Source organism: Deinococcus maricopensis DSM 21211 (assembly GCF_000186385.1).
GTDB lineage: Bacteria > Deinococcota > Deinococci > Deinococcales > Deinococcaceae > Deinococcus_B > Deinococcus_B maricopensis.
Map to the genome: position 1 here is coordinate 544,595 of NC_014958.1, position 25,859 is coordinate 570,453.

General features: G+C 66.2%; 23 protein-coding genes. 12 read left to right on the forward strand and 11 right to left on the reverse strand.

What is annotated here, in order from left to right; all coding sequences use genetic code 11:
• The first annotated feature begins 42 nt into the window (after nt 1-42).
• From DEIMA_RS02335 to csaB, 4 genes are all read left to right on the forward strand, one after another.
• Entirely contained in the window at nt 43-1,089 is a 1,047-nt protein-coding gene (locus tag DEIMA_RS02335; RefSeq protein WP_013555625.1) for a Glu/Leu/Phe/Val dehydrogenase family protein, read from the forward strand.
• A gap of 61 nt (nt 1,090-1,150) precedes the next feature.
• On the forward strand, nt 1,151-1,768 hold the full coding sequence (gene udk / locus DEIMA_RS02340; protein WP_013555626.1) for a uridine kinase: 618 nt from the start codon (nt 1,151-1,153) through the stop codon (nt 1,766-1,768).
• 54 nt (nt 1,769-1,822) lie between these two features.
• On the forward strand, nt 1,823-3,655 hold the full coding sequence (locus tag DEIMA_RS02345; RefSeq protein ID WP_013555627.1) for a DUF5693 family protein: 1,833 nt from the start codon (nt 1,823-1,825) through the stop codon (nt 3,653-3,655).
• Nucleotides 3,652-4,635 (forward strand): polysaccharide pyruvyl transferase CsaB, encoded by a 984-nt coding sequence (gene csaB / locus DEIMA_RS02350; protein ID WP_013555628.1) that lies wholly within the window; start codon nt 3,652-3,654, stop codon nt 4,633-4,635. Before DEIMA_RS02345 ends, csaB begins: the two co-directional genes overlap by 4 nt.
• Before the next feature lie 51 nt (nt 4,636-4,686).
• On the opposite strand, the gene DEIMA_RS02355 is transcribed toward csaB, so the two are convergent.
• Complete coding sequence (locus DEIMA_RS02355) at nt 4,687-5,496, reverse strand: DUF4384 domain-containing protein (protein WP_043817018.1); 810 nt, start codon at nt 5,494-5,496, stop codon at nt 4,687-4,689.
• Nucleotides 5,497-5,687: 191 nt separating this feature from the next.
• Here DEIMA_RS02355 and DEIMA_RS02360 point away from each other — a divergent pair, with 191 nt between their 5' ends.
• A complete protein-coding gene (locus DEIMA_RS02360; protein ID WP_013555630.1) occupies nt 5,688-6,137 on the forward strand; it encodes a PaaI family thioesterase in 450 nt (149 codons plus the stop codon).
• Between the two features lie 236 nt (nt 6,138-6,373).
• Nucleotides 6,374-7,021 carry a hypothetical protein gene (locus DEIMA_RS02365; RefSeq protein WP_013555631.1) on the forward strand — a complete coding sequence of 216 codons (648 nt, stop codon included), beginning with the start codon at nt 6,374-6,376 and terminating at the stop codon, nt 7,019-7,021.
• A gap of 138 nt (nt 7,022-7,159) precedes the next feature.
• Here DEIMA_RS02365 and DEIMA_RS02370 read toward each other — a convergent pair whose 3' ends face one another.
• Nucleotides 7,160-7,690, reverse strand: coding sequence for a hypothetical protein (locus DEIMA_RS02370; RefSeq protein ID WP_013555632.1), 531 nt, complete (start codon nt 7,688-7,690; stop codon nt 7,160-7,162).
• A gap of 133 nt (nt 7,691-7,823) precedes the next feature.
• On the reverse strand, nt 7,824-8,576 hold the full coding sequence (gene nucS, locus DEIMA_RS02375) for an endonuclease NucS (protein WP_013555633.1): 753 nt from the start codon (nt 8,574-8,576) through the stop codon (nt 7,824-7,826).
• Nucleotides 8,577-8,707: 131 nt separating this feature from the next.
• Here nucS and DEIMA_RS02380 point away from each other — a divergent pair, with 131 nt between their 5' ends.
• Nucleotides 8,708-9,919: a zinc-dependent alcohol dehydrogenase gene (locus DEIMA_RS02380; RefSeq protein WP_013555634.1), complete on the forward strand. Its 1,212-nt coding sequence runs from the start codon at nt 8,708-8,710 to the stop codon at nt 9,917-9,919.
• A 48-nt stretch (nt 9,920-9,967) separates the two neighbouring features.
• Here DEIMA_RS02380 and DEIMA_RS02385 read toward each other — a convergent pair whose 3' ends face one another.
• Both DEIMA_RS02385 and DEIMA_RS02390 read right to left on the reverse strand, forming a co-directional pair.
• Entirely contained in the window at nt 9,968-11,098 is a 1,131-nt protein-coding gene (locus tag DEIMA_RS02385; RefSeq protein ID WP_013555635.1) for a phytase, read from the reverse strand.
• A gap of 47 nt (nt 11,099-11,145) precedes the next feature.
• Entirely contained in the window at nt 11,146-12,036 is an 891-nt protein-coding gene (locus tag DEIMA_RS02390) for a hypothetical protein (protein ID WP_013555636.1), read from the reverse strand.
• Between the two features lie 83 nt (nt 12,037-12,119).
• Here DEIMA_RS02390 and DEIMA_RS02395 point away from each other — a divergent pair, with 83 nt between their 5' ends.
• Nucleotides 12,120-12,578, forward strand: a complete 459-nt coding sequence (locus DEIMA_RS02395; protein ID WP_013555637.1) for a DUF488 domain-containing protein — start codon at nt 12,120-12,122, stop codon at nt 12,576-12,578.
• A 35-nt stretch (nt 12,579-12,613) separates the two neighbouring features.
• On the opposite strand, the gene dnaE is transcribed toward DEIMA_RS02395, so the two are convergent.
• Together dnaE and DEIMA_RS02405 are read right to left on the reverse strand one after the other, a co-directional pair.
• Nucleotides 12,614-16,612 (reverse strand): DNA polymerase III subunit alpha, encoded by a 3,999-nt coding sequence (gene dnaE / locus DEIMA_RS02400; protein ID WP_013555638.1) that lies wholly within the window; start codon nt 16,610-16,612, stop codon nt 12,614-12,616.
• Between the two features lie 149 nt (nt 16,613-16,761).
• Nucleotides 16,762-17,418 (reverse strand): DUF2270 domain-containing protein, encoded by a 657-nt coding sequence (locus DEIMA_RS02405; RefSeq protein WP_013555639.1) that lies wholly within the window; start codon nt 17,416-17,418, stop codon nt 16,762-16,764.
• An 81-nt stretch (nt 17,419-17,499) separates the two neighbouring features.
• On the opposite strand from DEIMA_RS02405, the gene mutY reads away from it, so the two are divergent.
• Nucleotides 17,500-18,516 carry an A/G-specific adenine glycosylase gene (gene mutY / locus DEIMA_RS02410; RefSeq protein WP_013555640.1) on the forward strand — a complete coding sequence of 339 codons (1,017 nt, stop codon included), beginning with the start codon at nt 17,500-17,502 and terminating at the stop codon, nt 18,514-18,516.
• An 83-nt stretch (nt 18,517-18,599) separates the two neighbouring features.
• The gene (locus tag DEIMA_RS02415) at nt 18,600-19,430 is read left to right on the forward strand and encodes an isoprenyl transferase (RefSeq protein WP_013555641.1); all 831 of its coding nucleotides are present in this window, start codon (nt 18,600-18,602) and stop codon (nt 19,428-19,430) included.
• Between the two features lie 423 nt (nt 19,431-19,853).
• Here DEIMA_RS02415 and DEIMA_RS02420 read toward each other — a convergent pair whose 3' ends face one another.
• Nucleotides 19,854-20,441 (reverse strand): DNA-3-methyladenine glycosylase, encoded by a 588-nt coding sequence (locus tag DEIMA_RS02420; RefSeq protein ID WP_013555642.1) that lies wholly within the window; start codon nt 20,439-20,441, stop codon nt 19,854-19,856.
• 104 nt (nt 20,442-20,545) lie between these two features.
• Here DEIMA_RS02420 and DEIMA_RS02425 point away from each other — a divergent pair, with 104 nt between their 5' ends.
• Nucleotides 20,546-21,037 (forward strand): hypothetical protein, encoded by a 492-nt coding sequence (locus DEIMA_RS02425; RefSeq protein ID WP_013555643.1) that lies wholly within the window; start codon nt 20,546-20,548, stop codon nt 21,035-21,037.
• A 201-nt stretch (nt 21,038-21,238) separates the two neighbouring features.
• On the opposite strand, the gene DEIMA_RS17695 is transcribed toward DEIMA_RS02425, so the two are convergent.
• Both DEIMA_RS17695 and DEIMA_RS17495 read right to left on the reverse strand, forming a co-directional pair.
• The gene (locus DEIMA_RS17695) at nt 21,239-22,354 is read right to left on the reverse strand and encodes a hypothetical protein (protein ID WP_148234877.1); all 1,116 of its coding nucleotides are present in this window, start codon (nt 22,352-22,354) and stop codon (nt 21,239-21,241) included.
• Nucleotides 22,355-22,364: 10 nt separating this feature from the next.
• Nucleotides 22,365-23,918, reverse strand: a complete 1,554-nt coding sequence (locus DEIMA_RS17495; protein ID WP_013555645.1) for an AAA family ATPase — start codon at nt 23,916-23,918, stop codon at nt 22,365-22,367.
• Nucleotides 23,919-24,038: 120 nt separating this feature from the next.
• Between DEIMA_RS17495 and DEIMA_RS02435 the strand changes: the two genes are divergently transcribed.
• Nucleotides 24,039-24,704 (forward strand): recombinase family protein, encoded by a 666-nt coding sequence (locus DEIMA_RS02435; protein ID WP_013555646.1) that lies wholly within the window; start codon nt 24,039-24,041, stop codon nt 24,702-24,704.
• Here the strand turns inward: DEIMA_RS02435 and DEIMA_RS17700 are convergent, their stop codons facing one another.
• Nucleotides 24,705-25,760 carry a hypothetical protein gene (locus tag DEIMA_RS17700; RefSeq protein ID WP_013555647.1) on the reverse strand — a complete coding sequence of 352 codons (1,056 nt, stop codon included), beginning with the start codon at nt 25,758-25,760 and terminating at the stop codon, nt 24,705-24,707.
• Nucleotides 25,761-25,859: the final 99 nt, after the last annotated feature.

Below are 25,859 nucleotides of genomic sequence, written 5' to 3' on the forward strand. Positions count from 1 at the left end.
ACAATACAGTGGGGGGATTCACCCCGCGAGAGGTCCACTCTGATGCTGATGTTCGAAGAAATCCAGGCGCGCGGCCACGAGAGCGTCACGCTGCTGCACCACGCCCCCAGCGGCCTGCGCGCCGTGCTCGCCGTGCACTCCACCGTGCTCGGCCCTGCCATTGCCGGCTGCCGCCTGATGCCCTGCACCGAGGAACGCGCCGTGCGCGACGCCCTCGCCCTCAGCGAGTCCGTCACGCTCAAGGCCGCCCTCGCGGGCCTGAACTACGGCGGGGGCGCGTGCGTCATGCTCCCCCCGGAAGGCGGCGACATCGACGGGCACGCCCGCGAGGCGCTGTTCCGCGCGCTCGGCCGGCAGATCCGTTACCGCGGTGGCCGCGTCATCCTCACCGAGGACGTCGGCGTGACCGGCCGCGACATCGCCTTCGCCGCGCAGGAAACCGACAGCACCATGGGCATGCACACCGACACGCCCACCGTCACCGCGTACGGCGTGTACCGCGGCATCAAGGCCGCCGCGCGCGCCTACCTCGGCGGCGAGAGCATGCGCGGCGTGCGCGTCGCGCTGCTCGGCGCGGGCGCAGTCGGGCGCACCCTCGCGCAGCACCTGCACCGCGAGGGCGCGCGCCTCACCGTCGCAGACCTGATGTCTGAGCGCGCGCAGGCCCTCGCGGACGACCTCGGCGAGCGCGTCACCGTCGTGAGCGCCGCTGACATCTTCGACGTGCCGTGCGACGTATTCGCGCCGTGCGCGTTCGGGCACAGCATCAAAAGCGCCGACGTGCCCCGCTTGCAGTGCCGGGTGATCGCCGGCAGCGAACACCACCCGCTCAGCCACAACGGCGAGACGCTCGTGCGCGAAGCGGGCATCACATACATCCCGGACTTCGCCATCAACAGCGCCGGCCTGATGAGCGCCGCGCAGAACCTCAGCATCGAAACGGCGGCGGAACGCGTGTACGAGAGCGTCGCGCAGATCTGCGCGACCGCGCAGAAGTACGAGAAGCCGCCGCACGTCGTCGCCCGTAAACTCGCGCTGCGCCGCATCGAACTGATCGGCTCCATCAGCGGCCAGTACGCCGGCCAGTAACCCCATTCACCCCACCCACCTCCGGGCCGCGCGCCCGGAGGCCCTCAGGAGCGTGCAATCCATGAAACCCTTCGTGATCGGCGTCGCCGGCGGCAGCGGCAGCGGCAAGACCACCGTGACCCGCCGCGTGATCGAAACGGTCGGCGCGCACGGCGTCGCCGTGCTCAACCAGGACAACTACTACCGCGACCAGAGCGACATCCCCTTCGAGGCGCGCCTCGGCACGAACTACGACCACCCGGCCGCGTTCGACTGGGACCTGCTGCGCGACCACCTCGACGCGCTGCTCGCCGGCGTGCCCATCCAGATGCCCACCTACGACTTCACGAACCACACGCGCGCGCACGAAACCCAAAGTGTCCTGCCCGCCCCCGTCGTGGTCCTCGAAGGGTTCTTCGCGCTGTACGACACGGCCTCGCGCGAGCGCATGCACCTGAAGGTCTTCGTGGACGCCGACGCGGACGTCCGCTTCATCCGCCGCCTCATGCGCGACACGCAGGAACGTGGCCGCACCCCCGAAAGCGTCATCCACCAGTACCTGGAGTTCGTGCGCCCCATGCACCTGACGTTCGTGGAACCCACCAAACGCTACGCGGACGTGATCATCCAGCACGGCGGCATGAACGAGCCGGCGCTCGACATGCTCGCCGCGCGTATCCGCGCCACCATCGCCGACTGAGGCCGCGCGGCGTATGCCGAAGGCCGCATGCCCCTCCCACGTTTTCCTGACAGGATGAACACCGTGACCTCAGCCCCCACCGCACCCCACCGCCACCCCGCCCAGCGCGCACTGCTGCTGCTGCTGGCCCTCACGCTCATTCCCGCGCTGCTGCTCGCCTGGCAGCGCGTGACGTACGAGCAGGCGCAGAAGAACGCCGCGCTGATCCTCGATTACCCCGCGCTCGTGCAGCAGGCCAACACGCTCGGCCTCGACCCGCTCGAGTTGCTCGGCCGGTACCGTCAGCATGGCGTGAACGGCGTCGCCATCTACGAAACGACCGTGCAGACCGGCGTGCAGCGCGGCCGCATCGAGTTCGAGGAGGGCAGCGAACTGAAGCTGCGCTACCCGGACGCGCCCATCAAACCCGAAGGGTACTACACGCGCGACATCACGCCCGGCGCGAACGCCACCCTCACCGCGCGCTTCAACATCCCCACCCGCACGCTGCGCGTCGCGGACCAGACGTGGACGTACTGGCCCGCCGACCCGCGCTTCCTGCCGGCCGGGCCCGACGCGGACCTCGTGGCGCGCCTCAAGGCCGCCGGGTACGTCATCGCGTACCGCCCGTACGACAGCCCCACCGTGAAGACCCCCGGCGCGGACTGGCCGGACGTGCCGTACATCATCTTCAACGGCACCAAGGTCCTCGGGTACGACGCCGACCCCACCCTCAAGGCCATCGACGCGCGCCTCGGGCAGCGCCTGCCCGCCCTGATCGAGTCCGGGGACGGCTCGCAGCAGGCCGGCATCACCACCCTGATCGAGCACCGCCCCGGTATTCGCACGTTCAGCATCCGCCCGGAATGGCAGGACCTGCTGCAACCCGCCGAAGTCGCCGACAAGTTCGTGCTCGCCGCGCGCGAACGCAGCCACCGCCTGCTGTACGCCCGCCCGTTCTCCACGGTAGACGGCACCATCACCTTCCTCGACGACACCGTCCGCGGCCTGCGCAAGGCTGGCGTGACCATCGGGAAGCCCGTCATCGGCGAATTCCAGCCCACCCCGACGCTGCGCTGGCTGGCGCTGCTCGGCCCCCTCGTCGCGCTCGCGCTGTACGCCCTGAGCGTGCCCCTCACGCGCCTCGGCGCGCTCGCCGCGCTGGGCGTGCTCGGCCTCGCGCTCGCCACGAACGGCACGCACCCGCTCGCTGCGGGCGCCCTGATCGCCGCCGTGACCTTCCCCGTGCTCGGCTTCAGCCTGCGCCGCGAACGCCCCACCGACTGGCTGCTCGCCACGGCCTTCAGCGTGCTCGGCGTGCTGTTCGTCAGCGCCCTCGGCGCCGACCGCCTCAGCACCCTCGGCCTGGAACCGTTCCGGGGTGTGGGCCTCACGCTCGTCGTGCCGCTCGCGCTGCTCGCCCTCACGTTCCTGCCGAAACAGGACCTGCGCAAGACCGCCACCGACCTTTACAACACCCCCATGCGCCTCGGCGACCTCGCCATCCTGATTGCGGGCCTCGCCGTCATCGCGCTGGTCGTCCTGCGCCGCGGCAACACCCCCGCCGTCGGCGTGAGCGCCACCGAAGCGAAGGTGCGCGCCGCGCTGCAGGAGCAGATCATCCGCCCGCGCTTCAAGGAACTCGCCGGGCACCCCCTCGCCATCCTCGGCCTGAGCCGCCTGTTCCCGCCGTACATGAACAGCCTGCTGCTGCTCGGCGGCGTCGTCGGGCAGGCCAGCATCCTGAACACCTTCAGTCACTTCCATACGCCCCTGCTGATCAGCGGCTCGCGCATGGTCAACGGCGTGCTGTTCGGCGGCGTGCTCGGCTTCATCCTGATTCCGCTCGTCGCGTGGGCGATCCGCACGTTCCGCGCGTACCGCGCGCCCGAAGGGCGGACCGCATGACCCCCCGGCCGCTGCGCGTCGCCGTGAACGGCTATTACGGGTACGGCAACACCGGCGACGAGGCGCTCGCGCTCGCCATCTCCCGCGAGCTGCGCCGCCTCGGGCACACCCCCGTCATCCTCAGCAACGCGCCCGACCACACCGCCCGCACGTACGGCGTGGAAAGCGCTCCGCGCATGCGGCCCGTGGGGCTGCTGCGCGCCCTGATGCGCGCGGACGTGCTCCTGAGCGGCGGCGGGAGCCTGCTGCAGGACCATACCAGCGCCCGCAACCTCACGTACTACCTCGCCGTGATCCGCGTCGCGCGGCTGCTCGGCAAGCGCGCCGTCGTGTTCAACCAGGGCGTCGGCCCGCTCAGCCTGGAGGGCGGCGTGCGCGTCGCCCGGGCGCTGCGCGGCATGACGATCATCGTCCGCGACCAGCTCAGCTGCGAGACGCTCCGCACGCTCGGCCTGGACGCGCGCCTCGGCGGCGATCCCGCCCTGCTGCTCGAACCGACGCCGGGCGTGACGCGCGACGAACGCGCCGTTGTGATCGCCCCGCGCGGCGACGTGCAGGACGCCAACGATCGCCTCGTGCGCCTCGCGGAGCGTCTGCGTGCCGAGGGTCGCCGCGTGATCGCGCTGGCGTTCATGCCCGGCAAGGACGACGCTGCCGCCCGCGCGCTCAGCGGGGAGTACGTGAGCACCAGCGACCCGCAAGTCGCCATGGACACCATCGCCAGCGCCGGGTTCGTGATCGGCGTGCGCCTGCACGCCGTGATTCTGGCGGCCGCGGCGGGCACGCCGTTCGCGGGCGTCAGCTACGACCCGAAAGTGCAGGGGTTCTGCACCGACGCGGGCGCGCCGTACGTCCCCACCAGCTTCGACGAGGACGAGCTGCTGCGCGCCGCGCTGCACCGCGCGCCGTACGACAACGCGCGCGTGCACGCCATGCGCGGCCGCGCCCGCGACAGCTTCGCCTGGGCCCTGCAGAGCTGACGCCCGCCCTGGTGCGTGCCCGCCGTCCCATGGGGACGGCGGGCACGCGCTTTACGATCGCCGCGCGAGCTGCACGACGAAGCGCCGCCCAGCCTTTTTCACGTCCAGGGCCACGCGCCGGTCACCCTTGACGAAGAGGCCGCTCAGGCTGTCGCGGCGGCTGTCCCGGAGGGTGAGCGTGGTGTACCCGTCGGCGCGCAGGCGGTTCGCGTACGCCACGAACACCTCGCTGAGCCGCGCGCGCGCGTCGAACGTCACCTGCGACTTCAGTGCGCCCGCGTCCACGCCCGGCAGGCGGCCCAGGTCGCGGTGCGTGATGGTGTACTGCGCGGTGGCCGTCGTCCAGGTGCTTGGCGGAGCCGGGTTCACGACGATGCTGAGCGCCTGCGCGAGGCCCTGCTGGCCCTGCACGTTCACGCGCAGCACGTCCTCCTGCGTCGCCTCGAACCGCGCGAGGTCCCGGAGGTTCAGCTTCCGGGTGCTGGCGAGCGCCAGGACCTTGTTAACACCGGCCGGGAGGGTCAGCAGGAACGTGGACGGCTGACCCTTGCGCGGGAACACGCGGGTCGTGTTCGCCTTCACGAAGGTGCCGCCGGCCTGCAGGCCGTTAGAGGCCAGCAGCGTCACCTGCCCGGCAGCGTCCACGTTGAATAGGTACACGTACGCGTTCTGGTTCACGCGGGTGTAGAACTCCAGATGGTCGCCTGGGGTGTACGCCGCGCGGTTCGTGCGGACGTTCACCTTCAGCGTGCTTGGTGTAGGGTTCACGATGATGCTCTGGGCGCTGAGTTGCGGTGCGGCGCTCGCGCCGCTCAGCGCCGCGAGCGCCAGCAGCGAAATGTGAAGTTTTCCGGGTTTCATGCGGTCACTGTCGGCATGGCAGGTGACGCCCATCTGACCGTGCCCTGCCCGTCCTGGTCGTCGGAGCGTGGACGCCGTGCAGGACGGCCCCGCCACGGTGCACCTATCGAACCTCATATACGCAGCGGGGACGCACGGGCCCACCTCCCGCGCGCCCCTGGGCGGCCCGCGCGCCGGCAGTATGCTCGGGCATGCTCAACCCGCACCTGCCCAGCCCCGAGGAATTCGCCACCCTGAGTCCCGAAGCGCTCGCGGCGCGCCTCAGCGCCCTGCCCGGCACCCTCGGGGAGCGCCTCGGCATCCGCTTCACGCACGTCGCCCGTGACCGCGTGGACGCCGTCATGCCCGTGGACGGCAACCGCCAGCCCGCCGGGCGCCTGCACGGCGGCGCGAACATCGCTCTCGCCGAGGAACTCGCCTCGGTCGGCTCATGGGCGAACCTCGACGTGACCCGGCAGGTCGCCGTCGGCGTGGACATCAACGCCACGCACGTGCGCGGCGTCACCGGCGGCGAAGTGAACGCCAGCGCCCGCCTCGCGTACCGTGGGCGGACCGTGATGGTCTGGGAGATCGAGGTGCGCGACGAACGCGGAAAACTCACCTGCCTCGCCCGCTGTACCTGCAACGTCATCAACCGCTGAGCATCACCGCGGCGTCGCCCGCGTGAGCGTCCCCCACGAGGCGCATGGACGGGCCCCCGCAGGCTTCACGCCCGCGGACGTTTCGGCGCGTGCAGGCCGCCGCCCGGGATGTGGAGCACTCATGAACGGTCGAAACACTGCCCGTCCCGACCGGAATGGTAGACTCAGGGGTACGCCCGCCGCCCGGCGGCCTGACCACCCAGGCGCGCAGCGCCGCGAGGACCGAAAGGAACACCATGACGGACCAACACAACACCCCTGAAGCGCACGACGCCGCCCCCGAAGAACTGCGTGAAGTGATCCCCCAACTCGAAGACGGCGCCATTGACGAGGACGCCCAGGCGGACGCCGAAGAAGGCGTGGAAGTCAGCGCCGACGCCGAACAGGACGACGACGAAGAGTACATCGACGCGGACGACCTGATCGCCATGCTCGCCAAGGTGCAGGAACTGCTCGAGGACCAGGCCAAGGAAATCCGTGGCCTGCGCCGCGAGATGCGCGAGCTGCGCGAAGGCATGGGCGGCGCGCGTGGCGGCAGCCGCGAAGGCGGCGACCGTGGCGGCTTCCGCGGCAACCGTGACGGCGGCGACCGCGGCTTCCGTCCCCGCGAGGAGCGCGGCGACAACTGGCAGCCCTATAACCGCAACGAGCGCGGCGGCTTCGGCGGCAACCGCGAGGGCGGCGACCGTGGCGGCTTCGGCGGCAACCGTGACGGCGGCGACCGTGGCGGCTTCCGTCCCCGCGAGGACCGCGACTTCAGCAACCGCGAGTTCCGCCCCCGCGAGGACCGTGGCGAACGCCCCAGCGGTGACCGTGGCGGCGAGGGCGAGTTCCGCCCCCGCGCGCGCCGCGACCACGGCTGGAACAAGCGCCGCGACGAGTAACCCTTAAAGGAGGAGGCCCGCACATAGCGGGCCTCCTCCTTGTGACGCCCCGAAGCGCCGAAGCGCGCCGCACACGAATGTGCGGCGCGCTTCACCTTATGGGGTGGATCAGGGGCCGGGGGTCCGGCCCCGCGCAGCTCAGATGAACTCGCCGCCGTGACGGGCCGCCGCGGCTTCCACGGCCTCGAGGGGCACGCTGTCGTCCACGGCGATGGCGCGGCCACCGTTCGAGACGCCCGCGTGCAGGCGGTCATGCTGCTCGTCCGTGACGGTGCTGCTGTACGCCTGGCCGCCGGTTTCGTCGACGCCCGCGGCACCACCCACGGCACCGACGCCCGCGCCGACGCCCGAGCCGAGCGCCGCCCAGCCGAGAATCAGCGGGAGGGTCGCGAGGCCCCCCGTGGCGACCGTCGCCGCCGCGCCCGCCACAGCGCCGACCACGGCGCCCACGCCGGTGCCTTTCACGGCGCCCGCCCCCGCGTCTTCAGGGGTGCCGCCGCCATCCACGTAGTCCGTGGACGTCGTGGTGGTCGAGGTGGTGGTGGCGCTCGTCGCGCCCGCACGGCCCAGGGTCGCCTGTCCCATTTCCTCGCGAACGAGGTTCTGAGCCTTGAGGTCTGCAACGAACGCGTCCGCCTGAGCAACTGTAGGGAACAGAAGGTGTCTCATGAGGTCCAGTGTGTCGGCGGGCGCAACCGGGCAGATGAGAGGGGCGTCAACCGGCGTTGCGGTTTACGAAAGGCCGCCTGAGGGCCCTTCCCAGCCCACCTGAACCCCGCTTCATGAGGGTCGAGGGGGGCCCTCAGAACAGCGCCGGCTGCCGCTCCGGTTCGTCCTCGGGTGCCGGCAGGGCACTGACCGCCACGAACGTCAGGCCCTGCCGATCCAGCTGCGTCCGCGCGGGCGCAGTCACGTCCGGCGCCGCCAGAATCCCCCGCACCGGCCCCGGCACCTGCGTGCGCACCGCCTCCACGTACCGCGCCAGCTGATGCACCGCGTCGTGCGTCGCGCGCCCCCGTTTCAACTCCACCACTACGTACGCGCCCCGCGCGTCCCGCGCATACAGGTCCACGCCGCCCACCCCCACGAGCAGTTCCCGGTCCAGCACCGTCAAGCCCGGCTCGATCAGGTGCGGATGCCGCGCGAGCGCCGCCTGCATCTGCGCCTCGCTGCCCTGCAACATGAACCGCGCCTCGTCCCGCAGCCGGAACGCGCACGCCAGCGCGCCCTCCAGCACGGTCACGCGCACCACCTCCGCCGGGCTGCGCCGCTCCGCCTCGATCACCACCCGCCCGTCGTCCAGGAACGCGTGAATGCCGTCCGTGCGCGGCTGCCAGTTCACGGGCTTCACGCCGCGCGGGCCGTGCACCTGCACGCTCCCGTCCGGCTTCACCAGCAGCAGGTAGTCGCCCGCCTCCGCCATGCTCACCGCGCGGCCCGCGTACACGACCTCCATCTCGCCGGCGATCTGCACCAGCAGCCCCGCGTGCAGGTGCGCCCGCAGGAACGCGAGCAACTCAGGGGCGGACGGGCGAGGCAGGTGCGCATGCAGCATCGCCCCGCAGAATAGAGGCCCAGGCTACGACCCCGCAAAATCCATAAATGCCCGTGTCATGAACCTCAGCCGCCAGACTCCTACGCTTGCAGCCGATGCGCGGCCCACGCGGCTGCGCGCAGGGAGGCAGCATGAAAGCAGTCGTCTGGCAGGACATCGGCAAAATTCAGGTGCAGGACGTTCCCGAACCCACCATTCAGGAGCCGACGGACGCCATCGTGCGGCTCACCGCCAGCGCCATCTGCGGCACCGACCTGCACTTCATTCGCGGCACCATGAGCGGCATGGTGCCCGGCACGGTCCTCGGGCACGAAGGCGTCGGCGTCATCGAGGCGGTCGGCGCAGACGTCCGCAACTTCAAACCCGGCGACCGCGTCGTCATCCCCAGCACCGTCTCATGCGGCGTGTGCCCCCCCTGCCGCGAAGGCAACACCGCGCAGTGCGACAACGCCAACCCGAACGGCCCGGACGCCGGCACCGCCTTCTACGGCGGCCCGAAGGACAGCGGCCCCCTGAACGGCCTGCAGGCCGAAAAGGCCCGCATCCTGTACGCGCACAGCAGCCTCGTGCGCCTGCCCGACAACGTCACCGACGACCAGGCGCTGCTGATCAGCGACATCTTCCCGACCGCGTACTTCGGGGCGGAACTCGCGGGCGTGCACGACGGCGCGAGCGTCGCCGTGTTCGGCTGCGGCCCCGTAGGGCAGTTCGCGATCATCAGCGCGCGCCTGCAGGGGGCCACGCGCGTCATCGCCATCGACCGCCTCGACGACCGCCTCGAGATGGCGCGCCGCAACGGCGCGGAAATCATCAACTTCGAGCAGGAGGACCCCGTGGAGGTCATCAAGCGCCTGACCGACGGACGCGGCGTGGACTGCGTCATCGACGCGGTCGGCGTGGACGCCCAGCACGCGCACGGCGGCCCCGCCAAGCCCGACGCGGAACAGGCGCAGCAGGACCAGCAGACCGTACAGGAAGTCGCGCCGGACGCGCACCCGCACGGCGACCAGTGGGTGCCCGGCGACGCGCCCGCGCAGGTCCTGCAGTGGTCCATCGAGGTCGTCAAGAAGGCCGGGCAGATCGGCATCATCGGCGTGTACTCCCCGGACATGAACACCTACCCCATCGGGAAGGCCATGAACAAGAACCTCACGCTGCGCATGGGCAACTGCAACCACCGCAAGTACATCCCGCACCTCGTGGATATCGTCGCGGCGGGTATCGTCGACCCGACGCGCATCATCACGAAACAAGACGACCTCACGGACGCCGTGAGCGCCTACGAGGCCTTCGACAAGCGCCAGCCGGGCTGGCTGAAGGTCGAACTGGAACCCACCCGCTGAACGCCAAAGCAGGTGGGCGGGCCATGTGGCCCGCCCACCTGTGCGCCGTTACTCGCGGACGCCCGGCGCGTCCGTGGCGGCCCGCAGGCCCAGCGGCGCCGCCACGTCCTCCCACGCGACCAGCTTGAAGTTCGTCGCGTCCTTCACGCCGTCGTTTTCGCCGTCCTGCACGACCAGCAGCCCACGCGGGAACGCCGCGCCGAAGTTCGCGTTCACGACCACCGCGCCGTCACACGCCTCCGAGCCGTCCACCGCCCCGCCGGTCACGCGGAACGACCCCAGGAACGCGTTGTCGCCCGTCCGGTCGAACACGGCGAAGGTGTTGTCCCCCTGGCTGCTCGCCAGCAGGTACCCGCGCCCCCCTGCCGAGCGGTAGATCGTGAGGCCCTCCACGTCCGCCGCGAGGTGCGCACCTGCCGGCTTCACGGCGTGCATCAGGCGCGGCGTCCCGGCGGCGAGCGGCAGTTTCCAGATGCCGACCTGCTCCTGCCCGAGGTACGCGAAGCCCAGTTCGGCGTCCACGACCATGCCTTCCACCTGCGGGTTCTCCGCGCTGCTCGCCGGCAGGTCCACCGTCCGCACCGGCGCGAACGTCACCCGGTCCCCGTCCGCCACGAGGCGGACCTCCGCCACACGCGCGTGCTTCCGCTGACTCACGAACACCCGCGCCGACCCGTCCGCCGTGCGGTACGCCGCCAGTCCGTACGCCGTGTTCGCCCCGTCCGACGCGGCCCCCGCAGGCGTGAACACCATCGGCATGGTGGCGCTCGACACGTCCGTCAGCGTCCGCGTCACCGGATCAATGGCGTACACCGCCAGGCGGTCGTTCTTGCGGTCACTCGCCACCGCGAGGTCCACCGCGCGCCCGCCCAGGTTGAACCCGTACACCACGTCCACGTTGTTGTACCGCACGCCGGTCGGTGCGACGTCCTGCAGTGTGCGCCCCTGCAGGTCGAACACAGTCAGGCCCGCGTCCTTGCGGGTGCCGATGACCAGGCTGCGGCTCGCGTCCTGCGGGTCCACCCACACCGCCGGGTCATCGGAGTCCGCCGGGGCGGTCACGCCCGCCGACTCGGCGCGCGCCGCCACATTCACCGGCCCGGAGGGCACGGCCGCGCGCGGCGCGCACGCGCCCAGCAGAAGACTCAGACCGACGGACCACCACACGAAACGCGTCATGCGCCGCATCGTGGGCGGCGCACGTCAACCTCAGGTCAGATCGGCGCTCACGACGGCCGCCGCGCTAGGAACTCGCCCATGCGGCTCACCTGCGGTTCCAGGCGGTGCGCCACTGCCCACGCGAACGACCGCGCCGCCCACAGCAGCGCGGTCGCGCCCAGCGCCGACCCGGCCACCAGCCCGCCCACCCACGCCTCATGCAGCGGGAACAGCGCCCTGACGGCCTCCATCGGCGCGGCGTACGGGTCCGGCTGCGCTGCGAGGCTCTGCGTCTGCATCCACACCACCGCCGCGACCACCCCCACCGCGCCCGCCACGAACGTGGCCGCGCGGACCGGCCCGTTCAGGCGACCCGTGGCGCGGATCACCGACGCGTCCCGCGCCCCGTCCAGCCGGCCGTGCACGACCTCCACCCACCCGCGCCACTGCCCGAACGTCACCACGGCGAGCGCCGCGAGCGGCAGCAGCACCACCGCCAGCACCGACACCCCCACGCCCAGCAGCATCGGTCGGTCCCCCAGCGGCAACCCCGCCGCCCACATGTCGTACCGCGTGAGCAGCACCTTCGGCGCGGCCAGCAGCAGCAGCACCGGCAGCGCCACGGCCCCCACCTGCAGGGCCTGCGCGGCGCCCTGCACCCGCGCGCTCAGGACGCCCAGGGCCTCACCCGCCGCGTCCGGCGTCCCCTGCGCGTGCGCCGCGACGGCGCGCACCCACCCGCGCGCCCACCCGAGCAGCGCCAGCAGCACCAGCCCCGCCACGATCAGCAGCGCGTCCAGCAGCACCGGCAGGGCCGCCCGCCCCCACCCGGCCTCCAGCGGCACGCGGCGCACCACGCCCGCCGTCTGCAGCAGCAGCCCGCCCCCCGCCAGCACCAACGCCGCTCCCCACACCCTGAAGGCCAGGAGCGCCCACGACAGCCGCTTCGCTTCTTTCATACCTATGGATATGCGGTCACATTCGCAAGCGTTCCGGGCGGAATCTCCAGCGGGCGCTCACCCGCACCCCCTACCCTGAAGGCATGACGCCACCGACCGTGTACACCATCGGGTACGAGGGCGCGGACCTCAGCGCGTTCCTCGACACGCTCGCCGCGCACGGCGTCACGCTCCTCGTGGACACCCGCGAACGCGCGCAGAGCCGCCGCCGCGGTTACAGCAAAACGGCGCTCGCCGCGGCCCTCAGGGAACGCGGCATCCGCTACGTGCACCTGCGCGCCCTCGGCACGCCCCCCAGTCTCCGCAAGGAGTACAAGATGACGCGCGACTTCAGCGTGCTCAAACGCGGCTTCCTCGCGCACCTCGCCACGCAGGGCGACGCCCTGGAGGAACTCGGGGCGCTCGCCGCCGACGCCCCGGCGGCGCTGCTGTGCTACGAAGCGAACCCCGCCGAGTGCCACCGCTCGCTCATCGCCGGGAGGTTGCAGGAACTCGGCCTCATCGGGACCGTCCGCGACCTGCACGTCAGGGGCGCGGGGTAAGCGAAGGGGGCGCCCGCGCGGCGCCCCCGGGCGGGTCACGCCTGCAGGGTGCGCGCGGCGTTCTGCCGTTGCTGCCACGCGGGCGGTTTGGGCGCGTAGCGGTTCAGGATCATCTGCGTGTCCATCGCGAGGTACGCGCGCGCCCACGGGAAGGTGCTGTTCACGACGCGCATGCTGTCCGGCCCGCCAATGGGTTTGTCGAGCTGGTACACCATGTAGTGGTCGCCGCTCTCGAACCGGAAGTACGTGGGCAGCGTGCCCGCGTGCTCATCCAGGTAGCTCTGGAAGTCCGCGAGGGCGTCCGTGCTGGTCTGGTCCAGGTCGATGTTCACGTACATGACCTTCGGGATGTCCGCGAGCGCCTCGGCGGGGACGACCTCCTCCGCGATGGCGCGCAGCGACCCCTCCTCGCTTTCCAGTTCCACGATCACCAGGGCGGGCGTGTCATTGATGAGCTTGTCCTGGATGCGGTCGTACGCGCGGCTGAACGCCACGAGTTCGATGGTGGCCGTCTCGTCCGCGAGGTTGAAGCGCGCCATCATGCCGCCACTCTTGGTGGGCTTCTTCACGACGCCCTCGATCATGCCCGCCAGCACGGCCTTCACGCGGTTGCGCCCGCCCGTCTGCGGCTGCGTGAAGAACCAGTCGTCGAGGTCAGCGATGCGGGTGCTGGCCGCCTCCCGCAGGCCCTCGTGCTGCTCCAGCGGGTGCCCGCTGATGTACAACCCCAGCGCTTCTTTTTCGAGCGCCAGCTTCGCGAGCTCCGACAGCGGCTCCACGTTCGCGCGCAGCTTCGGCTCCGGCGCCGTCTCGGCCATGCCGAACAGGGCGTCCATGCCGCTGTTCAGCATCGCGGCGGCCCCCTGCGCCCACGCGATGGCGTCCTCCAGGCTGCTGAGCAGCTGCTGACGCTCCCCGAACGCGTCGAACGCGCCGCTCTTGATCAGGCTTTCCAGGCCCTTGCGGTTGCAGGTCTTGTTGTCAATGCGCGCGCAGAAGTCCGCGAGGCTCCGGAAGCGCCCGCCCCGCTCGCGCTCATCCAGGATGCGCAGCACGGCGTTCTCGCCGAGGCCCTTGATGGCGTACAGCCCGAAGTAGATGTCCTGCCCGACGACCTTGAAGTCCGCGCCGGAACGGTTGATGTCCGGCGGCAGCACCGTCACGCCCATCTTGCGCGCGTCCGAGGCGTACTCCGCGACCTTGTCGCTGTCCCGGCGCTCCACCGTGAGCAGCGCCGCCATGAACTCCACCGGGTGGTTCGCCTTGAGCCACGCCGTCTGGTACGTGATCACGCCGTACGCCGCGGAGTGCGACTTGTTGAAGCCGTAGTTCGCGAAGGCGTCCAGCAGGTCGAAGAGCTTGTTCCCCTCGTCTTTCGGCACGCCGTTCCCCTCGGCGCCGTCCACGAAGATCTGCCGCTGGCGTTTCATCTCCTCGGCGTCCTTCTTGCCCATGGCGCGGCGCAGCAGGTCCGCGCCGCCCAGGCTGAAGCCCGCGACCTCGGACGCGATCTGCATGATCTGCTCCTGGTACACCGGGATGCCGTAGGTTTCCGCGAGGATCTTCTCCAGCCACTGCGCGCTGTTCGGGAAGCCGTCACGCACGTAGTCCACCTGCTCCAGGCCGTGGTGGCGGCGCACGTACGTGGGGATGTTCTCCATCGGGCCCGGGCGGTACAGCGCGCTCAGCGCGATGATGTCCGCGAGGCGGCGCGGCTTCAGGCGGCGGCTGGCGTCCGCGATGCCCGCGCCTTCCAGCTGAAACACGCCCTTGGTGTCCCCGCGCGACAGCAGGTCAAAGGTGGCCTCGTCATCGAAGGGGATGGCGTCGAAGTCCACCTCGATGCCCTTCGACTCGCGCATGATGCGCTTGGCTTCGTCGAGGAACGACAGGGTGCGCAACCCCAGGAAGTCCATCTTGATCAGGCCGATGTCCTCCACGGCCTTCATGTCGTACTGGCAGACCATGCCCTCGCCGGACGTGTCCCGCATGACGGGCACGAGGTCCGTGAGCTGCGTCTTGCCGATCACGACGCCGGCTGCGTGCACCGACGCGTGCCGCGTGAGGCCCTCGAGTTTCTGCGCGAACTCGTACGCCTCGCGCAACTGCGCGTCCTCGTCGAGCATCTGCTGAATGTCCGGCACGCTCTCGCGCGCCTGCTCCAGCGAGTAGCTCTTCCCGAACTTGATGGGAATCAGCTTGCTGACCTTGTCCACCTTCGCGTACTCCAGGCCCATCACGCGCGCGACGTCCTTCAGGCACGCCTTGGACGCCATCGTCCCGAACGTGGCGATCTGCGCGACCTTGTCGTCACCGTACTTCTGCTGCACGTACGTGATGACCTCGCCGCGGCGCGCGTCGTTGAAGTCGATATCGAAGTCGGGCATCGAGATGCGGTCCGGGTTCAGGAAGCGCTCGAACAGCAGCTCGAACTCCAGCGGGTCGAGGTTCGTGATGCGAATCGCGTACGCCACAAGGCTGCCCGCGCCCGACCCGCGGCCCGGGCCGACGCTGATGCCGTGGTCCTTCGCCCAGTTGATGTAGTCCGCGACGATCAGGAAGTAATCCGGGAAGCCCATGTTGTTGATGACGCTCAGCTCGTACTCCGCGCGCCGCAGCAGCACCAGCGCGTGCCGGTGGTGCGCGCAGGCACTCTCGTGCTCCACGCTGCCCGGGTCCAGCTGAATGTCCGTGTCGGTGACGGTCTCCGCCCCCTCCGCGCGCCGCCAGTCCCGCAGCGCGTAGAACGGCAGCTGCCCGCTGGCCGCCTCGGCCTCCAACTCCTCCAGCGCCGGGTACTTCGTGAACTTCTCGCCGGCGGCCTTGCCGCGCGCCTCCCAGACGCTCCCCATGAACGCAACCAGGGTGAGCAGCGTGTCCACGTCGCAGGTGCTCGCGTCGCAGCCAGGCACGCGCCGCAGCACCGCCGCCGCGTCGTCCGCGCCGAGCGCGTCCAGGCTGCGTTTCGCGTACGCGCGCAGCAGCCCCTCGGTCACGTGGTGCGGGTAGCGTTTCAGGCTGCCCGCGTACGTCTGCACGCGCAGTTCCTCCGCCATGGTGCGCCCTTCCGGGATGGGCAGCGCCGGCATCTGGTACACGCGCTTCTTCCCGACCGGCAGGTCCACGTTGCACAGGTCCGCGATCATGGCGGTGTTGTCAAACGGTTCCTCGCCCCATTCGCTCACGGGCAGCGCCGCCTGCATTTCCTCGAGGTTCTTCACGTAGAACTCGTCGCACGGGAACTTGAAGCGGTTCTCGTCCGCGAGCGTCGCCTTCGTCTGAATGGCGAGCAGCGTCTCGTGCGCGGTCGCGTCGCTCTTCTTGACGTAATGCCCGTCGTTCGTGGCGACCATGCCGATCCCGAGCTCCTGCGCCCACGCCCGCAGAATCGGGTTGTTGCGCTTCTGCTCCGGCAGGCCGTGGTCCTGAATCTCGATGAAGTAGTTCTCGCCGAACAGGTCCCGGTACCACATCAGCCGCTGCTTCGCGTCCGCCTCGCGGCCCTGCAGCAGCAGCTGCTGCACCTCCGACCCCAGGCACCCGGAAAACGCGATGACGCCCTTGTGGTGCTCCTGCAGCAGCTCATGGTCAATACGGGGCTTGTAGTAGTACCCCTCGGTGTACCCGCGTGAACTGAGGCGGCAGAGGTTCTGGTACCCCTCGAAGTCCCGCGCGAGCAGCGTCAGGTGGAAGATGCCCTTCTCGCCGTCCTGGCCGCGCGTGCGCTCACGGCGCGTGCCGACGCCCGGCACGACGTACGCCTCGTACCCGATGATGGGCTTCACGCCCATGCCGGTCGCGTAATTGTAGAAGTGCACCGCGCCGTGCATGTTCCCGTGGTCCGTCATGGCGAGCGCGGGCGTGCAGCCGTCCGGCGTGACCTCCTTGGCCCACTTCAGCAGGTCCTTGAGTTTCGCGGCGCCGTCCAGGAGGCTGTACTGGGTGTGCTGGTGCAGGTGCGCGAAGCGTTTCGGCGTGCAGCAGGAGCCGTCAGGCAGGTGAATGTGCGGGGCAGCGTCGGCGGGCACGGTCATACCGTCCAGTCTAGAGTCGGGGCCGCGCGCGCGCTGTGGCGCTGTGCCTTGACGCCCCACGCAAAGTCACTCCACGCCCGGGACCTGCGCAGACGCCCGGCGGGGCGCCGCAGCCCACGCACTGGCCCTGCCGCTGTCCTGCGGGGCGCTCAGTCCTGTTCGAGCGGGTAGTCGCGCGTCGCGCGGATCGCCAGGTAGATCAGGTACGTGTAGAACACCAGCACGCCCATCCCCACCAGCCACCCGGGCAGCGTGCCGATGCGCGCGAGATCCACGAACCCGCGCAGGTTCACCGGGACCTTCTGCTGCGTCAGGTCCAGCTTGGACAGCCACGCCATCAGTACCGCCGTGTAGATCCACAGGTAGTTGCGGCGCAGCCTCCACCCCAGCGCGTCCCAGCGGCTCATGGGGCTGCGCGGCTTCGCCAGCTCACCGAGCAGCAGCTGGTGCCAGCCGGCGTCCATCTTGTCGCCCAGCATGGCCGGGTAGAAGAAGCGCTCCATGATGCGCACGCGGTGGTGCGCGATCTCGTACGTGCGGAAGCGGCGCGCCTCGAGGTGCAGAAAGAAGTAGTTCATGAACATCGCGAACAGGAACGTCGCGTGGCTGTTGTTCGGGTCGCCCAGCGCGAAACTGGCGAGGCCGGCGCTCGTGACGACCGCCCAGTTGGTGGTCGTGTCGAGCCGCTGGCGGTACGCGGTGACCTTCCCGACCTCCGCGCGGTACAGATGAATCAGGGCGTTGGCGGTGTTGGTGCTGTAGCTGGCTTCGGTGATGGCGTTGGCGTTGGCGCGCCCGGTCGGCATGCTGGGCTCCTCGGGGTGACGTTCCCCTCAGGGTAAACCCTGTTACGGCGCGGTGTGCGCCGCGACTCTAGAGTGCCGTGGATGCCGGACACGAAGGACTTGCAACAGGCGCTGCTCGGGTGGTTCGACGCGCACGCGCGGACGCTGCCGTGGCGGGCCGGCGCGGAGGGCGCGCGCGACCCGTACCGCGTGTGGGTGTCGGAGGTGCTGCTGCAGCAGACCCAGGTGGCGCGCGGCCTCGTGTACTTCGAGCGGTTCCTCGCGGCGTTCCCGACGGTGCAGGCCCTCGCGGACGCGCCCGAAGCGGACGTCCTGAAGGCCTGGGAGGGCTGCGGGTACTACGCGCGCGCCCGCAACCTGCACCGCGCCGCGAAACGGGTGGCCGCGCAGGGCTTCCCGGCCTCGTACGACGCGTGGCGGGCCCTGCCGGGCGTCGGGCCGTACACGGCCGCGGCCGTGAGCAGCCTGACGCTCAACGAGCCGCGCGCCGTCATGGACGGGAACGTGCGGCGCGTGATGGCGCGCCTGCACGCGGAACGCACGCCCACGGACGCGTGGGCGCAGGCCCGCGCAGACGAACTGCTCGACCACGCCCGGCCCGGCGCGTGGAATGAGGCCGTCATGGACCTCGGCGCGACCGTGTGCATCCCGAAAGCGCCCAGGTGCGGCGCGTGCCCTGTGAGCGCGCACTGCGCGGCGTTCGCGTCCGGGCAGCCTGCCCAGTACCCCGCGCCGAAAGTGCGGGCCGAGGCGCGCGCGGTGCAGGCCGTGGCGGTCCTGATCGGCGACGCGCAGCGCGCGTACCTGGAGGTCCGTTCCGGCCGCCTGCTGGGCGGGCTCATGGGCCTGCCCATGCAGGAGGCCGACGGGGGGGACGTGCCGGGCGCGCTCGCGGCGCTGCTCGCGCGGCTGGGGGCGCGTGACCCTCGGCCCCTCGGGGTGGTCACGCACGGCATGACGCACCGGCACCTGACTGTGCACGTGTACGCCGCGCACGCTCCGCACGCGCTGACCGACACGGGTGCCGCGGCCCTCGCGCGGCTGGACCAGAAGCTGCTCGCACTCGCTGAGCCGACGCAAGGCACGCTGTTTACCTGACCTTCAGGCGCTCCTCATGTGCGCCCGGGTATACCCCTCCGGGCAGGAGCGCCCCGGACCGCGCGCGCTAGACTGGCCCCGATATGGCCCGCCCCCTCCCCACAGCCCTGATGCGCCGCGCCCTGCGCTTGCCCGGCGCGCTGCGCAAGGCCCTGTACTGGGGCTACGAGCAACGCCTCGCGCGCGCCGTCGCCGAAGGAGGCCGCGTGCCCAAACACCTCGGCATGATCCTCGACGGCAACCGCCGCTACGCCCGCGCCATGGGCGTCGGCCGCGAACTCGGGTACGAGTTCGGCATCGACAAGGCCCACGAGGTCCTGCAATGGTGCCTGGAAGTGGGCGTGCCCGCCGTGACCATCTGGGTGCTCTCCACCGACAACGTCAAACGCGACCCCGACGAGGTCCGCCACCTCATGGGCCTGTTCGACCGCGAGGCCCGCAACCTCGCGCGGGACAAACGCATCCACGCGAACCGCGTCCGCGTCCGCGCCATCGGGCAGCACCACGACTTCCCCGTCAACGTCCTGGAAGCGCTCAGCGAACTTGAAGCGGCCACCGCCCACTACGACGGCATGCTGCTGAACATCGCCGTCGGGTACGGCGGGCGCGAGGAAATCGTGGACGCCGTCCGCACGTACCTCCGCAAAGCCGACGAGGACGGCCTGACGCTGCGCGACGTCGCCGACACCCTGAACGCCGAGCACGTCAGCGCGCACCTGTACACGGCGGGCACGCCCGACCCGGACTTCATCATCCGCACCAGCGGCGAGATCCGCCTGAGCGGCTTCATGCTGTGGCAGAGCGTCTACAGCGAGTTCTACTTCTGCGACGTGTACTGGCCCGGCTTCCGCCGCGTGGACTTCCTGCGGGCTCTGCGGGACTTCCAGGGCCGCGACCGCCGCTTCGGGAAGTGACGCGCCACTTGAAACGCACGCCACGCGGACCACAACCTCGGTTCGTGCGCCCTGCCAGCCTGGGCAGGGCCGCCCCCGAATGACCGTGCACTTTCGCGCGGCGGGAATGCTCGCGTAGCGCGGCTACGGACGTTCGACCGCGTACCCAGGTGTAGCGTAGGCACGCGGCCTCCGCCCTCCATGCCCAGACCGGCGAACCGAACGACCTGATCTCCGCGCCGCTCGGGTGCAGCTCACGCCGAAGCAGTCCCCGAACCGTCTACGGGCCGCCCCGGGACCTGCCTCCCGATACGGCCTGAAAGCTCAGGACAGCGTCAGGACATGCAGCGCTCATCACGGGGCGGTCGTTCTCGCAGCCCGGATACCCCATCCTGAGCACCGCTGGGCAGGGACGCCCCACAGCCCCCCTGGTCCCGGGCATCCTCAGGGGCGGGAGATAGAGGCGCTGCCCGCCACCACGAACCGGAGCGGCGCCGCCTGCGCGCGGGTGATGCCGACGCGGGGCGTGACCCGCACCTCGAACGCCTCGGGCGGGCCCGCCGCGAGAAACAGCGGACCGTCCGCGTCCGTCAGGTCCGCGCCGTTCAGCGTCAGGTCAACCGCGAAGGCCCGGCACAGCTTCCCGGGGCCGCTCGCCACGCGCCGGACGTCGGCGCCCCCGCCGAGAGCCAGCATGTGCTCTGCGCCCAGCACGGGTTCGACGGCGCGCAGCAGCACCGCGCCCGGCACACCCGGCCCTTCCGTCGTTACGTCCAGCAGCGCGTACTGCCGCAGGCGGTACACGTACGCCCGCCCGGCCGGGCCGAACAGCACCCGCGTGCGCTGCGTCATGGGCCGCGCGCCGTGCGCTGCCGCGTCGCCCGCGCTCAGGTACGCCTCGGTTTCCACGATCCGCCCGGCCAGCACCGCGTCGCCTACACGCCGCACCAGCCGCGCGCCCAGCAACGCCCGCGCCACCATCGGGGGCGGCTGATCGAAGAACGCGGGCGGCAGCGCCCGGAAGACCTCCATGCCTTTGAGCAGAGCAGACGCGCATGAGTGCAGAAGTGCGTGTCCCCTGGCGTTTCTTGGGGTAAGGTCCGGTGAAGTCCGCGCGCCGCGCGGCAGGGGGGACCATGACGAACGCCGCCGCGTGGACCGACATTGACGTGAACACCGTGTACGCCCTGATCGAACACGAGCGTACCCGCGCCGGCGCGTTGCAGGCGCCCGGCCCGGACGACGCGCCGCCCTCCCCGGACGCGCTCGTGTCCGACGCCCTGCGCGAGCACCTCGAGCGTGAGCAGCGCACCCCGGACGCGCGCACGCCCCTAAGCGTCTGGTCGGCGTTCAGGGCCGCGACCCTGCGGGAGTTGTGCGAGCGGGGCGGCGTCATCCACGACCTGATGCATCAGGACACGGTCGCGAGCGTGCAGGCCCTCACGCGCGGCGTCATGGCGCTTCTCGCCGCGAACGCTGCCGCGCAGGCGACCGGCGCCGCCAGCGCCGTGAGCGCGGCGCTGGCGGCCGTGACGCCCGGGCCGGTCGTCGTGGCGGTGCTGGTGCTGCTGATCCTGAAAATCGGCCTGAACATGATCTGCCAGGGGTACACGCCCCGCGGAGCGTAAAACGAAGAACGCGGTCCGAAGACCGCGTTCCTTGTGGTACGGAAGGGCAGATTTGAACTGCCGACCTCACGCTTATCAGGCGTGCGCTCTAACCAACTGAGCAAAAACGCTGTCATAGGCAGCTTATAGATTAGAGAGGACGCTGTCAATTGATAGCGTAGAGCTCACGCTTCATGTCGATCCAAGGTCTAAACCTATTGTTTAGATTGCCCTGAGGCTCGATCCGCAACACCAATCTAATATTACTGCTCCTATTCTCCGCCATTCACTTTGCATTGCAGCGTCTACCCAATGCGTCATAGGAGTATTCTTCTCGGAGTCCATCAGTGACATGACCTTATCCATGATTGAGTCGCCATATCCAGGTATGAGTATGCACCTACATGACTTTTTTGTGCATGTGACACCAGTAGGACACATTGTATGAGTAACTGGTGTGCCTAAGACATGCTCTGCTACGGGTTTCCAATACGAGAGATGATCACTCGAAGGAGAGCCTGTAGTTAATTCAAATAATTTTAAGCCCTTCTTATAATCAACATACTGCATTGCAGATCCGTGTGCAGAGGCAGCGATATTTTTATGTGCTTGTAATGGGCGACATGTAGCGGATCCTAAGCCCATTAGTCTCTCAACTATAATAGTTGGGATTAAATTCTCCATTTCCAGAGTGTCGGTTACTATAACTTTAGAAGTGGGGATATTAGGATTATCTTCATTAAGAACGTTCTGTGCGGTGCCCCCTATGCTGTCCGTCGGGTAATGTCGGTCGCTATCTAAAATGCATAAGCATGTTCTGGATATGGAATCCTGTATATGTTTATACTCGTCAACGGTACTTCCGCCGCCTCCGCCATTTGGATCGAACTGAATTGAAATACCAGATATTCCTTCGCTGGCTTTATATGTACTAGCAACTATCCGGTAGAATTCTGTATCAGAGTGATTCTCTCCTAATAATACCGTTCTTCGTAATATATTTGAATTAGCAACCAATCTGGCTGAAATGCTTATTTCCTCTATAGATCTGCCATTAACCGCTAAGGTATTTACTTCTAGGATGTTATCATCGGGAACTATTGAAAGCCTTACATTGAATCTTGATAAGTATGGTCCAGTAGTAGAAAACCTATTACGCATAAATAAAAAACTTGCACGTGCTGATTCCGATAAAGAGGGGAGATCCTTAGCTTTTTCAAGTAAATCAAGTTCGGCATAAACCAAATGATCGCCCAGTCTATGAGCTCGTGCAACCTCACCCAGAGCCTCGACTACATGAGGTAAAGCTAGGTGAGTAGAGTCTATTTTGTCTAGCATTATGAGCACTTCAAGCCTCCGCTTCAAAAAATCCAAGAGGCCAGTCGCTCATAAGTCCATTTTTGTCATAACGCACTACTGAAGTTGACGCATATTCTTGGGAAAATCGTTTTTCAAAAATAACCACAGACAAATCAGATTCGTCAATTTCTTTTTGTGCAACTCTTAAGCCAAGTCGATTTATAATCGTCTCACTATGTGTTTCTACTATCAGCCGCAAGTTGACCTTAGATTCTCTCGCCTTTTTTATAGTTATGTATAATATATCTGCTAATCTGGCTTGCATGCGTGGATGAAGGTGCAATTCCGGTTGCTCTATAGCAAATGTTATGGGAAAGTTTGTGCGTTGTGATGGTTTTGAAGAAGCTGCAAACCATAACTGAACTAAAATGGGAAGAACTTGTGAGAAGCCAAAACCCATGTCGGCAATGCTTGTCTCATGTGTAGAGTCCTTTTCTCTAATTTTAATTGCTGTGTGACCGCCTGTTTGAACTGCTCTCACGGAGAATCCAAAGGCATCAAGCGTCCAGCTCGAAAAATCCTCTCTCTCGTTGCGTGTCATGTTTTGAAGTATCAAAAATAAATTTCGGCCCTGAAAATCCATTTCATCTGTTGCAAGATCTTGAAACCTGTAATATCTTTCGGCGGTAGCTCTTAAGGGTGCTATATATTTAGTGTTGCGAGTATAGATATTTATTTGCTGATTGCAAGCACTTAGCAGGGAAGAGGCTATGATCCCTAGATATAGATCTCTAATCGCTCTGAATTTGGGATTATCAATTGTCCATCCATTGACTTTATTGCTCCAACGTTTAAGTGATGGGTTTGAATCCCTTAATGCAGAGAGCATCTCTTCGTCTTGCCCAATCTTTAGACTATGAATTATGCGATATAGCTGCTCGCTGCTGACATCTGAATGTAGATCTGTACGAAGAACACCGCTAAGAATATAAAATAAACTATTGTAATACATGTCATATTCTATTGGTCTATTCCCGGCTCTAGAAAGATCTATAGGAACAGGAATGATGTTGCTTCCACTACCTAGGCGCTGATTTCCCACAATCCATTTTTGAGTAAATCTAGTGAAATCTGAACTATTTACCAAAAATGACATTACTTTTTGATTCTCATCAAAACCTATGGTAATCGTATGCCCAAAAAGATTCAGTGAGCACGATCTTGTATAAGTTGTTGCTCCATCTGAAGAGCCTTCAAGCCGAATAGATACTTTCACAGGAAATGCTTGAGGATAGATTTGACGCATCCTGTAAGTTCCATACGGGAGCATTGAAGGGGCTGTAACCCCAAACTCAAGCTCAATATTTTCTCCATTTGCATAGCGACCTATTGCTTCTGTATAGCTTCCGAAATCGACGTATCGACCATACCAAAGCAAGGGTCCCTTCGTTTTGGCTTCAGTGCTTTGTTTAAGCATAGGAAAAACTCTAAGAAAAGTGCTCTTTCCAGAGCTATTTTCGCCAAGTAATAAAGTTATAGGCTTAATTTCAATTGTGCCTGTATCTTTCAAACTTCTTAAGTTTTTTAGTCTTATTGAGCGCATATAACTCCTATCCTTTAAGCAGGCTGTATTTTGATTGCAGAATAAAAATACCCTAAGTCCGATGGTTCTGTTAGTGAAACATACTAGATATGTTCGTTTCTAAAGTGTTACACTGCTGCTATGACGACCAAGGCCATTGCTTATTTTCGAGTTAGCCGAGAGAAACAAGCGCAAAGTGGTCTTGGTTTGGAGGCGCAAGCTGCTGCTGTCACAGCGTTTGTGCAGCAGCGAGGGTACGACGTTGTGGCGGAGTACACCGAAGTCGAGACGGGAACCAGTAAGAGGCGGCGCATTGAGATCCATCGGGCGATAGAGCATGCCAAACGAGAAGGTGCCGTCTTGCTAATCGCCAAGTTAGATCGGCTGTCTCGCAACCTCCATTTTGTCTCTGGCTTGATGGAGTCCGGCGTTCGCTTTACTGCTGTCGATATGTCAGAAGCCAATCATCTCTCGATCCAAATCATGGCCGTGATGGCAGAACAAGAAGCCCGAGCCATCAGCACCCGCACCCGAGAAGCTCTCAAGGCTGCCAAGGCGAGAGGCGTCAAACTTGGCTCTCCAAAACCCATGACTGAAGAGGTAAGGGCCAAAGGACGTGCGCAGGTAAGCCAGGGCTTTCAAGAGGCATACCGGCAGAACTACGGGTACATCCGTCTGATGAAAGACAGTGGCTTATCCCTTCGGGGGATTGCAACTCGACTGAACCAAGAAGGCTATAGGACACGTTCTGGTGCCCTATGGACACCTGTGCAGGTCAGCCGAGTGCTCACCAAGCTCGTCGCATGATTAGGTGGTTGGTGTATGGAATGTGCGATGCCAAGCGTAGTAGTTGGCATTGCCTGCAGTGATACCCAAGCAGTCTAGGCCATCAAGCGCCACGATCCGAGCAGAGAGGCCTGTAGCTGCCGTCTGCCGATTCTGACGGACCTTGCCATGTGCATCTACCACTACATAGCCGTGCTCAAACAGATGATCGCATCCCAAGTAGCACATTGGAGCAACAACATTGATGTCCCGCATCTCGCTCGGGGAGCACAGGCTGCGTTTCTTGATGTGCGCCGTCGTGATCGATGTGGCTGGATACTCTTCCCCACAGATGCAGCACGCCAATATGTCTCGACCCTGGAGCATGCTCGCTCTGAGCTTGCCCTGTTCAATCCTGAACTTCGCCAATCTCAGCACATCCCCTGCTTCCAGCAGGCTGGTGGACAGTAAGCCATCGAATTGGTCGGTCAGTTTCGGGTCTGAAAGGTCGATTTCAGGTGCTTTCTTTCCAGTGAACTGCTGCAGATAGTTCTGCAATACGGGTGAATGGGCGAGCAGGCGTTGGCTTCCGTCCTCGTCCACCACAGTTATGCCCATGACGACGCCATCATCCCGAAGTCCAGCAACCTGGGCTTTCCTAAAAAGGCCGGCTGAGTTTATCCCGCCTGTCAGGCCCTTTGAGCTATCAGTGAACAGTGGAACAGCATTCTTGACGACGTACAGGAACTTGTACGAGAACTCAGGAGGGGTGCCTTCCTCAGGCCAAAGATGATGCGCCAAGCTGGGGGAGGTGAACTTGTAGTCAATGGTACCAACAAGGATGAAGTTACCACTTGCATAAAAGAGCACCAGATCGCCCCGCTTCATGCGCTCCCACTGTAGTTTGGGACGTCCTAGCTTCTCCTTAACGCCCCAAATAGTCACCGAGGAGCGGCCCTCAAAATAACTGCGATGTTTAACATCCATGTCCGTTGCATGCTCCAAGATTTCCTGCGTAGGAACAGAGCGAAGCATGGTTTTTTTAAGGTTGCGTTGCGCCTGAGGGTCGCTACAAGGTTGAAGGACGATTTGAGGCATGTGCGCCTCAGCCTAAACTATGCTTGCTGCATAAAACCGTCTAGGTGCCTGCCGAACCGTCGCCTTGGAGACGTCAAACCGGCAATGTAGGATGGCGAT

What these genes read in the sequence shown, in the direction of transcription:
- DEIMA_RS02395 (WP_013555637.1), top strand. Translation starts at nt 12,120, where the DNA reads ATGACGCCACCGACCGTGTACACCATCGGGTACGAGGGCGCGGACCTC.
- DEIMA_RS02360 (WP_013555630.1), top strand. Translation starts at nt 5,688, where the DNA reads ATGCTCAACCCGCACCTGCCCAGCCCCGAGGAATTCGCCACCCTGAGT.
- DEIMA_RS02365 (WP_013555631.1), top strand. Translation starts at nt 6,374, where the DNA reads ATGACGGACCAACACAACACCCCTGAAGCGCACGACGCCGCCCCCGAA.
- DEIMA_RS02335 (WP_013555625.1), top strand. Translation starts at nt 43, where the DNA reads ATGCTGATGTTCGAAGAAATCCAGGCGCGCGGCCACGAGAGCGTCACG.
- DEIMA_RS02420 (WP_013555642.1), bottom strand. Translation starts at nt 20,441, where the DNA reads ATGGAGGTCTTCCGGGCGCTGCCGCCCGCGTTCTTCGATCAGCCGCCC.
- DEIMA_RS02385 (WP_013555635.1), bottom strand. Translation starts at nt 11,098, where the DNA reads ATGACGCGTTTCGTGTGGTGGTCCGTCGGTCTGAGTCTTCTGCTGGGC.
- csaB (WP_013555628.1), top strand. Translation starts at nt 3,652, where the DNA reads ATGACCCCCCGGCCGCTGCGCGTCGCCGTGAACGGCTATTACGGGTAC.
- DEIMA_RS02415 (WP_013555641.1), top strand. Translation starts at nt 18,600, where the DNA reads ATGGCCCGCCCCCTCCCCACAGCCCTGATGCGCCGCGCCCTGCGCTTG.
- DEIMA_RS02380 (WP_013555634.1), top strand. Translation starts at nt 8,708, where the DNA reads ATGAAAGCAGTCGTCTGGCAGGACATCGGCAAAATTCAGGTGCAGGAC.
- DEIMA_RS02390 (WP_013555636.1), bottom strand. Translation starts at nt 12,036, where the DNA reads ATGAAAGAAGCGAAGCGGCTGTCGTGGGCGCTCCTGGCCTTCAGGGTG.
- DEIMA_RS02425 (WP_013555643.1), top strand. Translation starts at nt 20,546, where the DNA reads ATGACGAACGCCGCCGCGTGGACCGACATTGACGTGAACACCGTGTAC.
- DEIMA_RS02345 (WP_013555627.1), top strand. Translation starts at nt 1,823, where the DNA reads ATGAACACCGTGACCTCAGCCCCCACCGCACCCCACCGCCACCCCGCC.
- DEIMA_RS17495 (WP_013555645.1), bottom strand. Translation starts at nt 23,918, where the DNA reads ATGCGCTCAATAAGACTAAAAAACTTAAGAAGTTTGAAAGATACAGGC.
- DEIMA_RS02355 (WP_043817018.1), bottom strand. Translation starts at nt 5,496, where the DNA reads ATGAAACCCGGAAAACTTCACATTTCGCTGCTGGCGCTCGCGGCGCTG.
- udk (WP_013555626.1), top strand. Translation starts at nt 1,151, where the DNA reads ATGAAACCCTTCGTGATCGGCGTCGCCGGCGGCAGCGGCAGCGGCAAG.
- DEIMA_RS17700 (WP_013555647.1), bottom strand. Translation starts at nt 25,760, where the DNA reads ATGCCTCAAATCGTCCTTCAACCTTGTAGCGACCCTCAGGCGCAACGC.
- dnaE (WP_013555638.1), bottom strand. Translation starts at nt 16,612, where the DNA reads ATGACCGTGCCCGCCGACGCTGCCCCGCACATTCACCTGCCTGACGGC.
- DEIMA_RS02405 (WP_013555639.1), bottom strand. Translation starts at nt 17,418, where the DNA reads ATGCCGACCGGGCGCGCCAACGCCAACGCCATCACCGAAGCCAGCTAC.
- mutY (WP_013555640.1), top strand. Translation starts at nt 17,500, where the DNA reads ATGCCGGACACGAAGGACTTGCAACAGGCGCTGCTCGGGTGGTTCGAC.
- DEIMA_RS17695 (WP_148234877.1), bottom strand. Translation starts at nt 22,354, where the DNA reads ATGCTAGACAAAATAGACTCTACTCACCTAGCTTTACCTCATGTAGTC.
- DEIMA_RS02435 (WP_013555646.1), top strand. Translation starts at nt 24,039, where the DNA reads ATGACGACCAAGGCCATTGCTTATTTTCGAGTTAGCCGAGAGAAACAA.
- nucS (WP_013555633.1), bottom strand. Translation starts at nt 8,576, where the DNA reads ATGCTGCATGCGCACCTGCCTCGCCCGTCCGCCCCTGAGTTGCTCGCG.
- DEIMA_RS02370 (WP_013555632.1), bottom strand. Translation starts at nt 7,690, where the DNA reads ATGAGACACCTTCTGTTCCCTACAGTTGCTCAGGCGGACGCGTTCGTT.